Source organism: uncultured Henriciella sp. (assembly GCF_964005855.1).
In the GTDB taxonomy this organism is placed as follows: domain Bacteria; phylum Pseudomonadota; class Alphaproteobacteria; order Caulobacterales; family Hyphomonadaceae; genus Henriciella.
Window position 1 is genome coordinate 598,899 of the sequence record NZ_CAXFSW010000001.1, and the last position, 11,668, is coordinate 610,566.

At 61.0% G+C, this 11,668-nt stretch carries 10 protein-coding genes; 9 read left to right on the forward strand and 1 reads right to left on the reverse strand.

What is annotated here, in order from left to right:
* The first annotated feature begins 69 nt into the window (after positions 1-69).
* From ABNU55_RS02875 to ABNU55_RS02885, 3 genes are all read left to right on the forward strand, one after another.
* Positions 70-279: a DUF2007 domain-containing protein gene (locus ABNU55_RS02875; protein WP_290750113.1), complete on the forward strand. Its 210-nt coding sequence runs from the start codon at positions 70-72 to the stop codon at positions 277-279.
* Positions 221-1,015: a methyltransferase gene (locus ABNU55_RS02880; protein WP_348764215.1), complete on the forward strand. Its 795-nt coding sequence runs from the start codon at positions 221-223 to the stop codon at positions 1,013-1,015. The genes ABNU55_RS02875 and ABNU55_RS02880 overlap by 59 nt, the downstream gene beginning before the upstream one ends.
* A 719-nt stretch (positions 1,016-1,734) precedes the next feature.
* Positions 1,735-2,634, forward strand: a complete 900-nt coding sequence (locus ABNU55_RS02885) for a glycine--tRNA ligase subunit alpha (protein ID WP_290750118.1) — start codon at positions 1,735-1,737, stop codon at positions 2,632-2,634.
* 9 nt (positions 2,635-2,643) lie between these two features.
* Here ABNU55_RS02885 and ABNU55_RS02890 read toward each other — a convergent pair whose 3' ends face one another.
* Positions 2,644-3,459 (reverse strand): hypothetical protein, encoded by an 816-nt coding sequence (locus tag ABNU55_RS02890; protein WP_290750121.1) that lies wholly within the window; start codon positions 3,457-3,459, stop codon positions 2,644-2,646.
* A 169-nt stretch (positions 3,460-3,628) separates the two neighbouring features.
* On the opposite strand from ABNU55_RS02890, the gene ABNU55_RS02895 reads away from it, so the two are divergent.
* The 6 genes from ABNU55_RS02895 to ABNU55_RS02920 all read left to right on the forward strand — a co-directional run bounded on the left by ABNU55_RS02895 (position 3,629) and on the right by ABNU55_RS02920 (position 11,655).
* Positions 3,629-4,165, forward strand: coding sequence for a hypothetical protein (locus ABNU55_RS02895; protein ID WP_290750124.1), 537 nt, complete (start codon positions 3,629-3,631; stop codon positions 4,163-4,165).
* A 53-nt stretch (positions 4,166-4,218) separates the two neighbouring features.
* Positions 4,219-6,492 (forward strand): glycine--tRNA ligase subunit beta, encoded by a 2,274-nt coding sequence (gene glyS, locus ABNU55_RS02900; protein ID WP_290750127.1) that lies wholly within the window; start codon positions 4,219-4,221, stop codon positions 6,490-6,492.
* 27 nt (positions 6,493-6,519) lie between these two features.
* Positions 6,520-6,915 carry a hypothetical protein gene (locus ABNU55_RS02905; protein ID WP_290750131.1) on the forward strand — a complete coding sequence of 132 codons (396 nt, stop codon included), beginning with the start codon at positions 6,520-6,522 and terminating at the stop codon, positions 6,913-6,915.
* A gap of 5 nt (positions 6,916-6,920) precedes the next feature.
* Positions 6,921-9,611, forward strand: coding sequence for a pyruvate, phosphate dikinase (ppdK, locus tag ABNU55_RS02910; protein WP_290750133.1), 2,691 nt, complete (start codon positions 6,921-6,923; stop codon positions 9,609-9,611).
* Positions 9,612-9,971: 360 nt separating this feature from the next.
* Positions 9,972-10,964, forward strand: coding sequence for a cell wall hydrolase (locus tag ABNU55_RS02915; RefSeq protein WP_290751731.1), 993 nt, complete (start codon positions 9,972-9,974; stop codon positions 10,962-10,964).
* Positions 10,965-10,995: 31 nt separating this feature from the next.
* The gene (locus ABNU55_RS02920) at positions 10,996-11,655 is read left to right on the forward strand and encodes an O-methyltransferase (RefSeq protein WP_290751729.1); all 660 of its coding nucleotides are present in this window, start codon (positions 10,996-10,998) and stop codon (positions 11,653-11,655) included.
* Positions 11,656-11,668 lie beyond the last annotated feature (13 nt).

Genomic DNA, 11,668 nt, shown 5'->3' on the forward strand with positions numbered 1-11,668 from the left:
CATATGCATACGAATAGGTCCGCGGTCCAGCGCTGCGGTACAGGACCGCATGAGAGGAAGGGACTTGGCATGGAAGAAGTGTTCCGCACCAATGATCCCGTCAAGCTGAGCTATATCCGGCATCTTCTGTCCGAAGCAGGGATCGAGGTTTTCGTCCTTGATGAGCACACCGCCTATATCGACGGGCGCGGACCACTCGTGCCGATCCGGGTGGTCGTGCATGAGGATGATGCAGGCGATGCCCGCCGGGCCCTGGCTGAACTGGACCAGGATGGCTGAGGAAGGGGTCACTGAAGACGCATTTCTTGGCGGTCTGGTAAAGGTTTTCCAGCCGCAAAAGGGCTTTCGGGCCGGCACCGACAGCGTGCTTCTATCAGCCGCCCTCGACCCGGCGATGACTGGCGATGCGGCTGAATTCGGCTGCGGGGCAGGCGGCGCGCTCCTGCCGGCGGCCTACCGCCTCAAGGGCATGAATTTTACCGGCTATGAGCGCGATATCCGCCTTGCCGGGCTAGCGCGTCTCGGCGTTGAGGCCAACGGCTTTGGCGAGCGCATGTCGATAGAGCTTCAGGACATTGGCGCGCTACCCCGCGCCATGGAAAACCGCTTCCATCTCTGCTTTTCCAACCCGCCCTTCTTTCGCGGCGGCTCTATCAGTGCGCCGGGTGAGGGCAAGCAGGATGCCTATATGGAAACCGTGCCACTGAAGGACTGGATCGGCCAGATGCTGCACGTCCTGAAGCCGCGGGGCCGTTTTGTCATGATCCACCGCGCATCCGAACTGGCGCGTATCCTGGCGCTGATCGAACACCGCACCGGCCAGATCGAGGTCATGCCCGTGCGCTCCTATCCCGGCGCGGATGCAAAGCGTGTCATCGTGCGGGCAAGAAAGGGGTTGCGCTCCGGCGCAATGCGCCTTCTGGACGGGATCAATATCTACAAGGAAAAGGGCGGCGAGCGCACAGAGCTGCTTGAGGCGATCGCGCGGTCAGACGCAGGGCTCGACTGGGGTTGAGTTCGTCCTGATCTAAGCTCAGCATTCTCTACGTGGAATGCGGTGATTTCATCAGTAATCCCCAATAACAATGAAACCCTCCCGGTCGAGCATCGTGTCTTGCTGCTGAAAGACTTTTGCCGGGCCGGAGAGTGTGCCGGTAACTTTGGCTCCATTCACCAGCAGCTCATGATCCTTCTGGAGGCCCTCTGCGTCGAAGGCCTGCAAATCTAAGCGTTCGGCGTAACCACGCAGTGGAGGCCAGACTTCCGTCAGCGCATCAATTGGGCGGTCGCCAGAGTGACAGGCGCCGAATCCCTTGTAGCCTGCTTGCTTTATGATTTTCTGAGCATAGGTATCAGCCCTGTTTACCCGGTCTTATTGATAAACCTTGCAGGTGCAGATCATTCGAACAGTCTCCGGAGGTGACCATGTCGAGCTGGATTATGGCGATGGCGATCTTTCTGATCGCGGTTTCTACATTCATTGCGGTTCTGATCATTGGGCGCAGTCGGGGCAGGGGCGCGTCCTCCAGTCGCTTCTCGCCTGGCAGTCACGCCATTTCAGTGAAGGACGCCGCAGATATGGATCACAAGCTGGGAGAGGACAGGGCCGACCGCCTTATCGCTGAAAAGTATGGCAGAAGTCCGCGCAGTTCCCGGCGCGGGTTACGGTTGCGGAAATAGGCGTGTGGGAGTAGGCCGGAAGCCTTTCATTCTGGCCACCGACTTAGGCGCCCCATGACCGCTGCGACCGCCCGCGAAAAACCCGCTTCCTTTCAGGATCTGATCCTGCGTCTGCAGGCCTATTGGGCCGGGCAGGGCTGCGCGATTCTGCAGCCCTATGACATGGAAGTCGGCGCAGGCACGCTTCACCCGGCCACAGTTCTGCGGGCGCTGGGGCCCAAGGACTGGCGCGCCGCCTATGTGCAGCCCTCGCGCCGCCCGGCCGATGCGCGCTATGGCGAGAACCCGAACCGGCTCGGCCACTACTATCAGTATCAGGTCATCCTGAAGCCGAACCCGTCGAACCTTCAGGACCTTTACCTCAATTCCCTCTATGAGATCGGGATCGACCCGACCGTCCATGACATCCGCTTTGTCGAGGATGACTGGGAGAACCCGACTGTCGGTGCCTGGGGGCTTGGCTGGGAAGTCTGGTGCGACGGCATGGAAGTCAGCCAGTACACCTATTTCCAGCAGGTCGGCGGGCTCGATGTCTTCCCCGTCTCGGGCGAGCTGACCTATGGCCTCGAACGCCTCGCCATGTATGTGTTCGGCGTCGACAATGTCTACGACCTGCCTTTCAACGACCCGGCTTCGGAAACGCCGCTCTCCTATGGCGACGTCTTCCTGCAGAACGAGATCGAGCAGTCGGCCTTCAATTTCGAGCTGGCCGATGTCGAAATGCTGCAGACCTGGTTTGCAGGCTGCGAGAAACAGTCCACCGCCCTGCGCGAGGCGGGCAAGCCGCTGCCAGCCTATGATTTTGCCCTGAAGGCCAGCCACGTCTTCAACCTGATCGATGCGCGCGGCGCCATCTCGCCGACAGAGCGTCAGGCCTTCATCGCCCGCGTGCGCGACCTTGCACGCGGTGCAGCCGAAAAATGGGCCGAAATGGAAGCAGAGCGCGCCGCGTAAGCGTATCCCTCAGTCGATGAGGTCACACATCGCGGCCGGGGCGTCATCGGCACGCTCATAGGTCTGCGTGTTCAGATAATCGATCTCCGCGGGCAGCACACCGGCATCCAGATCAAGGGCCAGCTCGCGGGTCTCGGCCAGGCTGGGCTGACCGCCGATCATGAGGCGTCCTTCAGTGATGGGGGCGTGAACAAGCGGTGCTGAGACCACTTTGCCATTGACCGCAATCGCCAGCTGCTCTCCGACATGCGAGCCGGTGAATTCCGCCAGAAGGCGTGTGCCCTCCTCATCCAGGGCCAGCAGGACAGATGGCTGGTTTGTACGGTCCCATGTGACGTCCGCGCTTTTGATCTCGCTTCCTGTCAGGATGGGGTCTGGGTCGAGACGGTATTCGGCCGGTGGATTATGCGTGGCCGGAAGGGTCAGGCCGCTTGCCTCGCTGGCCGTCTCCTGCTCCCCGTCTGCGAGAATGCGGTAAAAGGCCGTGTCGCCCGGCTGCGCCAGCCATGTCTTGAGGCGGTCGATGTCCTGCTCGCCCGGAATCTCGATCCGGAAATGGCCAGCGTCAGTTACTTCAGTGCGGGCCAGCAGCTTGTCCAGGCTGGCAACGCGGCGGCTGAGTGTCTCGCCGACGGCTTTGATGAGGTCTGGATCTTCCCGCTTTGCGGGATCGCTTATCTCCGCTTCCAGCCGGTAGCCGCCACAGGTCTCTATGACCGGAACCTCCGTCTCTGACTCCTCTGCCAGTGCGGCCAGCGGCGGACAGGCGAGGGCCAGGGTGAAAGCGGTAAGAAGGGCTCTGTGCGAAGCTGTTGAAGCGGTCATATCGTCCGTTTCTGTCATGATTTGCCTTGCCAGTCGGAATATCGCATCTAGCCCGGACGAGTCACCCGGCCACGACATGCCGGGCCGAAAGGCGCATCTGCGTCCCAAACCTTGCCGATGCGCGCGGCGCGCAGGAAAAATGGGCTGGAATGAAACAGGAGCGTACAGAATGAAGCCGGCTTATTTCGTTTGTGGAAGCCTTCTGGCTGGCCTGCTGCTTGCCGGCTGCTCGCCTGACAAGACGACCGGCGAGCCGGCAGGCAATGAGCTGCGCCAGAGTGCCGACGCGCCGACGCCGGACCCGGAAAAGGTCGCGGATACCAATCCGCAGGCGCTGCAGATCGGCGTCATGCATGCGCCGCAAACCGACGCCTATTGCACCTTCATGCAGGCGTCTCACACCTTCACCTATGACGACCCGGCCACATGGCGGTTTGTCTTCCTGCGCGAGATGGAGGGCGCCCCGCCAGAGGGGCAGATCAAGATCAATGAAGACGTGCTGACCTTCCAGCAGGCCGACCTCTCGACGAATGATGAGGGGATCGAGACCTGGCACTACCGCTCCACAAATCGCGGCATTCTTGTTGAATTCCGCCTCAAGGCGACCGATAGCGGGCCTGAACACACAGATTACGAAGGCACGATGGCGATCACAGAACCTGCAGAAACTGAAAGAATGCGGGTAAAGGGCAGTTGCGGCGTCTGATCGTCTGCGCCATCCACGCCTTCAAATCCTTTTGCTCGAATTGACATCCGCTCATGGCTGAACTCCTCCTCGAACTCTTTTGTGAAGAAATCCCCGCCCGCATGCAGGCGAAAGCCGAGGGCGATTTGCGCGATGCGCTGACAAAGGGCCTTGCTGAGGCGGGCGTTGAATACGGCGATGTGGTCGCCTTGTCCGGCCCGCGACGTCTGACGGTCGCGATTTCCGGACTGCCTGAAAAGTCTGCCGATGTCAGCGAAGAGAAGAAGGGTCCGAAGGTCGATGCGCCGGAAAAGGCGATCGAGGGATTCCTGCGCGGGGCCGGTCTCACCTCGATCGATCAGGCAGAGGTGCGGAGCGACCCGAAGAAAGGCGATTTTTATGTCGCCGTGCGCGAAATCCCGGGCCGTCCGCTGGAAGACATCATTGCAGGCCTTGTGCCAGAGATCGTGCGCGGCTTTCACTGGCCAAAATCCATGCGCTGGGGGCGCGGAGAGCTTCGCTGGGTGCGCCCGCTACAACGCATCCTCTGCGTCTTCGATGGCAAGACGGTCGAATTTGAAATCGATGGCCTGAAATCCGGCAGTGAGACCGAAGGCCACCGCGTCCATGGGCGCGGGCCGTTCAAGCTCACCTCCTTTGCAGACTATAAAGAGATGCTGCAGGAAAAGGGCTTCGTTGCCCTTTCACGCGAGGACCGCCGGCTGCTCATCGAGGAACAGGCGCAGATGGTATGCGCGCAGGCGGGCCTCGAACTGGTTGAGGACAAGGGTCTTCTGGACGAAGTGACGGGCCTTGCCGAATGGCCGGTCGTCATCCTGGGCGAGATGGACCCGGCCTTCCTGTCCCTGCCGCCGGAAGTCGTGCAGCTCTCCATGCGCACGCACCAGAAATATTTCGCCGTGCGCGACCCGAAGACCGGAGAGCTTGCGCCGAACTTTGTGGTGGTCGCCAATATCGAAGCCAGCGATGGCGGCAAAGCGATTGCCGCCGGCAATGCCCGCGTCCTCTCAGCCCGTCTCGATGATGCGCGCTTCTTCTGGGAGCAGGACAAGGCGACGCCGCTGGAGAAGATGGCCGACAAGCTCAAGACCATCGACTTCAAGAAAGAGCTGGGCACGATTGCCGACAAGGTGGAGCGCGTCGCCGCACTGGCGCGGGAGCTTGCTGAGCCTGTGGGTGCCGATCCGGACATGGCCGAACGCGCGGCGCGCCTTGCGAAGGCGGACCTCGTCTCCGGCATGGTGGGGGAATTCCCTGAGCTGCAAGGCGTGATGGGCGGCTACTATGCGCGCGCGCAAGGCGAGACAGACGCTGTCGCGACCGCCATTGCCGGACATTATAAGCCGCAGGGGCCCTCCGACGCCGTGCCGACCGAGCCGGTCGCCATTGCTGTCGCGCTGGCCGACAAGCTCGACACGCTGGTCGGCTTCTGGGCGATTGATGAGAAGCCGACAGGGTCGAAAGACCCGTTTGCGCTGCGCAGGGCGGCGCTGGGTGTGGTGCGGATCATTCTGGAGAATGGGGTTCGGCTAAAACTGCTCGAAATACTCGATGAAGAATTTGCGATCATGCCTCCTAGCGTGCACGGGATTTTTGAGTATCTGCGGGCGCTTTATGAGAATGGTCCGTTTGAGTACGAGCTACCGGAAGGCCGCGAGTTCGACGAGGCCAGATTTGCGCGGACGTTGGCGAAATTCCAAACTCGAGTACGCTTCGTGAATAGCAGCGAGATTAAACAGTTCTTTGAGTGGCATGCATTCGACCGAAATATGCGGCCAGAACTAGAGTTAGCATTTTCTCGCGCCGACGACCTCCTCGCTTTCTTCGCCGACCGCCTCAAACAATACCTCCGCGACCAGGGCGCGCGCCATGACCTCATCGATGCGGTCTTCGCGCTGGGCGAAGATGACCTCGTCCTCATCGTCAAACGGGTCGAGGCGCTGGCCGCTTTCCTTGAGACCGAAGACGGGGCGAACCTGCTCGCGGGCTACAAGCGCGCGGCGAATATCCTGAAAGCCGAAGAGAAGAAGGATGGCGCCGCCATTGAAGGCGATGTCGATCCGTCGCTGTTCGAGCAGGACGAGGAACGCGCGCTCCATACCGCTATCGAGACGGCCGTATCGCGCGCCGACGCGGCGCTGGAGGCTGAGGATTTCGAGGCGGCCATGGCCGCGCTCGCGGAACTTCGCGGGCCTGTCGATGCGTTCTTTGAGGGTGTGCAGGTCAATGCTGAGGATGAAAAGCTTCGCGCAAACCGCCTCCGATTGCTCACATCGATTCGGGCCGCGCTCTCGCGCGTGGCCGATTTTTCAAAGATTGCAGGCTAAGCCCAGAGGCAGGAAGACACTTAACCCATGATCATCATCGTCTTCATTGTCGGCGTGATCGTGTTCGTTATCTACTGCCTCATCAACATGCCTTCAAACCATGCACGCGCCATTTTTGACGCCCAGGGGCGCAGCCCCGAGGCCATTTCAGACCGCGACCGCGCCTGGGTTTGCGACCTTTATAGCCGGTTTGGGGTACAGGACTTCAGGTTGAAGGCAATCAGGGATAAGGTACTCGACCCATCAGCGGCGCGCCGGTTCGGCGTGACACCGTCGCGGCTGGACGATGTCGAGGAGCTTGGCGTCAGACTGCCGCAATTAAAATTACTGGTATCCTTTGAACCGGGGCGGTATCGCCTTACAGAGGAAGCCGCGCGCCTGGCCGAGGGCCTGGCGGAAGAGAACAAAGAGTGTGGAGAGTAAGCATCATGGGTGACACCGCTCAGCAGTCGAAGGAAAAATGGGTCTATTCCTTCGGTGGAGGTTCAGCCGACGGCAATACCAGGATGAAGAACCTTCTCGGCGGCAAGGGGGCCAACCTTGCCGAGATGGCAACGCTTGGCCTTCCGGTTCCCCCCGGCTTCACGATCACGACGGCTGTGTGCACCGCCTATTATGACAATGGCGAGACCTATCCAGAGGGGCTTGAGGCAGAAGTGAATGCCGCCCTCGACAAGGTCGAGAAAGAGACCGGCAAGGTCTTTGGCGATGCGGACAATCCGCTTCTGGTCTCTGTGCGCTCAGGCGCCCGCGCCTCCATGCCCGGCATGATGGATACGGTCCTCAATCTCGGCCTCTCCGAGGTCACCGTTCAGGGCCTCGCCAAGAAAGCCGGTGAGCGCTTTGCCTATGACAGCTATCGCCGCTTCATCCAGATGTACTGCAATGTCGTGCTCGGCCTGAAGCATGACACGTTCGAGCACATCCTGGACGACTATAAAGAGCGCTACGACTACAATCTCGACACCGACCTGTCGGCCGATGACTGGAAAGAGATCATCGTCCAGTACAAGGCGGCGGTGAAGAAGCAGCTCGGCAAGCCTTTCCCGGACGATCCGCGCGAACAGCTCTGGGGCGCGATCACGGCGGTGTTCGGCTCCTGGATGAATGACCGCGCGATCCTCTATCGCAAGCTCAATGACATCCCGGCCGAATGGGGCACGGCCGTAAACGTGCAGTCCATGGTGTTCGGCAATATGGGCGACACCTCGGCGACCGGCGTTGCCTTTACCCGCGACCCGTCGACCGGCGAGAAGACCTTCTATGGTGAGTTCCTGATCAATGCGCAGGGCGAGGACGTGGTGGCTGGCATTCGCACGCCGGCGCCGATTTCCCGCTCACGCGCTGACGCGCTCGGCTCTGACGAGGCCCCGCTCGAAGAGGCGATGCCGAAAGTCTATGAGGAGCTGGTGGAGGTCGCCGATACGCTGGAAGCGCATTACCGTGACATGCAGGACATTGAGTTCACGGTCGAGGACAACAAGCTCTACATGCTGCAGACCCGCAATGGTAAGCGGACCGCTGCCGCGGCGCTCAAGATCGCCGTCGACATGGCCGAGGAAAAGCTGATCAATGAGGAAGAAGCGGTCCTGCGCCTTATGCCGGGCCAGCTCGACCAGCTGCTTCACCCGACCATCGCGCCGGACGCCAAGCGCGACGTGATCGTCAAAGGTCTGCCAGCCAGCCCCGGCGCGGCTGTCGGCAAGGTTGTCTTCGATTCCGATGAGGCTGCCGAACTCGCCGAGAAGGGTGAAGACGTCATCCTGATGCGGGTCGAGACCTCACCGGAAGACATTCACGGTATGCACGCGGCCCGCGCCATCGTGACCGCGCGCGGCGGCATGACCTCGCACGCCGCCGTGGTCGCCCGTGGCATGGGCCGTCCCTGCGTCTGCGGGGCAGGCGGGCTGCAGATCGACGCGGCCAAGGGCGTCTTCCGTTCAGGCGGTCGTGAGTTCAAGAAAGGCGATGTCGTCACCATTGATGGCGCAGAGGGCGAAGTTCTCGCCGGCGCCATCGACATGGTCCAGCCGGACCTGTCCGGCGACTTCGGCAAGCTGATGGAATGGGCAGACCGCGCGCGCCGCCTCAAGGTGCGCACAAATGCCGAGACCCCGGCAGATGTCGAAACGGCGAAGAAGTTTGGCGCGGAAGGCATTGGACTCTGCCGCACAGAGCACATGTTCTTCGATGCCGAGCGTATCCCGGTCGTCCGGTCCATGATCCTGGCGGAAAACAAGAAGGGCCGTGAGGCGGCGCTTGCGAAACTTCTGCCCATGCAGCGCGGCGACTTTGCCGAGATTTTCCGCATCATGGAGGACCGGCCCTGCACGATCCGCCTGCTGGACCCGCCGCTGCACGAATTCCTGCCGCATTCGGAAGAGGAAATGGCCGAAGTTGCCAAATCTGCCGGTGTCAGTGTCGAGACGCTGAAGCGCCAGGCCGATGAGCTGCATGAGAGCAATCCGATGCTCGGCCATCGCGGCTGCCGTCTCGGGATCACCTATCCTGAGATCTATGAGATGCAGGCGCGCGCGATTTTCGAGGCCGCAGTCGAGGTTTCCAAGGAAAGCGGCTACAAACCGGTGCCCGAGATCATGATCCCGCTGGTTGCCACAAAGAAAGAGCTCGACATCCTGAAGGCCAAGGTCGACGCCGAGGCGCAGGCAGTCTTCAAGGAGACGGGCGTAGAGCTTGAATACCTCGTGGGCACGATGATCGAGTTGCCGCGCGCTGCGCTGCAGGCCGGCAAGATCGCGGAATCGGCGGCCTTCTTCTCTTTCGGGACGAATGACCTGACGCAGACGACCCTGGGCATCTCCCGTGATGATGCAACGCGCTTCCTCAAGGCCTATGAGGAGCAGGGCATCTATGAGAAGGATCCATTCGTCACGCTGGACCAGACCGGTGTCGGTGAACTTGTCCAGATCGCCACGGAGCGCGGACGCAAGACCCGGCCTGACATCAAGCTCGGCATCTGCGGCGAGCATGGCGGCGATCCCGCTTCGGTCATGTTCTGCGATTCAATCGGGCTCGATTATGTGTCCTGTTCGCCTTACCGCGTGCCAATTGCGCGGCTGGCAGCAGCGCATGCGGCCCTTGGAAAAGAGCAGGCCTGACCCGAATCGGGTGCGTAAGCAGGGAAGGTGCACACGCAAAGCGTGTGCGAGGAACTGTGTTTTCCCAGCAACAGTGTATTTTCCCGGCAAATACGAGATATTCCTGAACGGCGCTCGGAAACGGCTGAAATCACGCCGTTTTCCGATCCGTTGGCCAACGTATCTCAACAAAGCGGCGGCAGATTGGTTCCGCCTCTAACGGAAATGTAAGTCTTGTGTGACAGCTAATCGTTGATATAGCCGCCCGTCGTCCAATATCGGTGCCGGAGTTGATGGGCACTGATGCCGGTCGCAAAAGGCACAATTAAGCCTGAATCTTGCGGCCTGTATAAATTGAGCCGGGTTGAACAGGGGACAGTAATGTCACTCAAGACCAGAAGACAAAGTTCGCACTTCATTGCGAACACATCGCTTCGCAATCGTGTGCGCCGCTGGTGGCTGGCCAAAAGCGATTCCGAACAGCGTTCCGCAGTCTCGCGCGCGGCCCTTGTGACCGCCTGCGCCATGGGGCTGACCTTCGCGCTGCCTGCAATCTCCTCCGCCAATACGCAGAAAGAGGAAGAAGCCGACTTCCGCGAGCAGACCCTGCGTTTCGCAGAGGCACAGGATGGCGGCGAAGCCGTTCGCCGTGACCCGTCCGCGCCAGCCGTCATGCAGCATGAATGGCTGCGCAATGTTGAATACTCGCTCGAGCGCGACCCGGAGTCCGCGCTGACCCGCTATGGCGGTCTGGAGCGTGATGCCGCCGTGCTGGCCGGGATGAAGAGTTTTGATCCCTCGCACCTGAAGCGTGCCGAGGATATGAGCGGCCAGATGAAATGCCTCGCCGAGGCGGTCTATTACGAGGCCCGTTCTGAATCGGCCGAAGGGCAGATCGCTGTCGCAGAAGTCATCATGAACCGCGTGCGCGATCATCGCTATCCGAATTCGGCCTGCGGCGTGGTCTATCAGGGCGCCACGCGCACCACAGGCTGCCAGTTTACCTTCACCTGCGACGGCGCCATGGCGCGTAGCCCGCGGGGATCGCGTTGGGAAGCGGCGAAATCTGTCGCTGCGCACGTCTTCCTGAACCTTGATGAACCGCGCACGGGCGGAGCGACCCACTATCACGCGACTTATGTCAATCCGGTCTGGAATGCCGGGCTGATCCAGACATCGCGCATCGGGACACATATCTTCTACCGCTTCCCGCGCGGCGCCGAGTGGGCGAGCGCGAAAGCGGCCGAACGGGCCCGCATCGCCAGCGAGAATTCGCAGGAAGAGGTCGGCGATGCCTCGATCATGACCCTGGAGGCGGACAGCACACAGGATCTCAACGCGAAGTCACTAAATGTGCTAAGCCCGGCGCCTTAAGCTTCCCTTCAAAGCGAAGAAAGGCCCCTGCATGTCCGAGACCCAGCTTTTCGAGGCTGTAGATACCTATATCAACAGCCTGTTTGCCGCAGATGACGCGGTGCTCAATCGCGCCGTGGAGCGCGCCCGTCGCGCCGGTCTGCCGGAAATCCAGGTCTCTCCCGGACAGGGCAAGCTGATCTATCTTCTGGCTAAGATGATCGGCGCGCGGCGTGTGCTGGAGGTCGGGACGCTGGGCGGCTATTCGACCGTCTGGCTGGGGCGCGCACTTCCTGAGGATGGCGAACTCCTGACGATCGAGCTGGAGCCTGACCACGCCGCCATCGCCCGCGAGACGATCAAGGATGCTGGGCTGCAGGCTCGCTGCGAGGTAATTGAGGGCAAGGCGCTCGATGAAATGCGGGCGCTGGAGCCGAGCTTCGATCTTGTCTTTCTCGACGCCAACAAGGACGGCTATCCGGCTTATCTGAAACAGGCCAAACGCCTGTTGCGTCCGGGCGGGCTCATCGTTGCAGACAATGTTGTGCGCGAGGGCGCCGTGCTGGACCCGTCCAAAGTCGATCCGAATGCGATTGGTGCGGCAGCCTTCAATCAGGCGCTCGCAAGCGATGCGGATCTTGAAGCCATCGTGCTCCAGCAGGTCGGCATCAAGGGCCATGATGGCCTTGCCATCGCTCGCGTGAAGGACTGATCTGCCGGTAAGG

Coding starts and splice junctions, on each gene's coding strand:
- ABNU55_RS02880 (WP_348764215.1), top strand. CDS start 221: ATGAGGATGATGCAGGCGATGCCCGCCGGGCCCTGGCTGAACTGGACC.
- ABNU55_RS02885 (WP_290750118.1), top strand. CDS start 1,735: ATGACCGCTGCGACCGCCCGCGAAAAACCCGCTTCCTTTCAGGATCTG.
- ABNU55_RS02920 (WP_290751729.1), top strand. CDS start 10,996: ATGTCCGAGACCCAGCTTTTCGAGGCTGTAGATACCTATATCAACAGC.
- ABNU55_RS02905 (WP_290750131.1), top strand. CDS start 6,520: ATGATCATCATCGTCTTCATTGTCGGCGTGATCGTGTTCGTTATCTAC.
- ABNU55_RS02895 (WP_290750124.1), top strand. CDS start 3,629: ATGAAGCCGGCTTATTTCGTTTGTGGAAGCCTTCTGGCTGGCCTGCTG.
- ABNU55_RS02915 (WP_290751731.1), top strand. CDS start 9,972: ATGTCACTCAAGACCAGAAGACAAAGTTCGCACTTCATTGCGAACACA.
- ABNU55_RS02875 (WP_290750113.1), top strand. CDS start 70: ATGGAAGAAGTGTTCCGCACCAATGATCCCGTCAAGCTGAGCTATATC.
- ABNU55_RS02890 (WP_290750121.1), bottom strand. CDS start 3,459: ATGACCGCTTCAACAGCTTCGCACAGAGCCCTTCTTACCGCTTTCACC.
- glyS (WP_290750127.1), top strand. CDS start 4,219: ATGGCTGAACTCCTCCTCGAACTCTTTTGTGAAGAAATCCCCGCCCGC.
- ppdK (WP_290750133.1), top strand. CDS start 6,921: ATGGGTGACACCGCTCAGCAGTCGAAGGAAAAATGGGTCTATTCCTTC.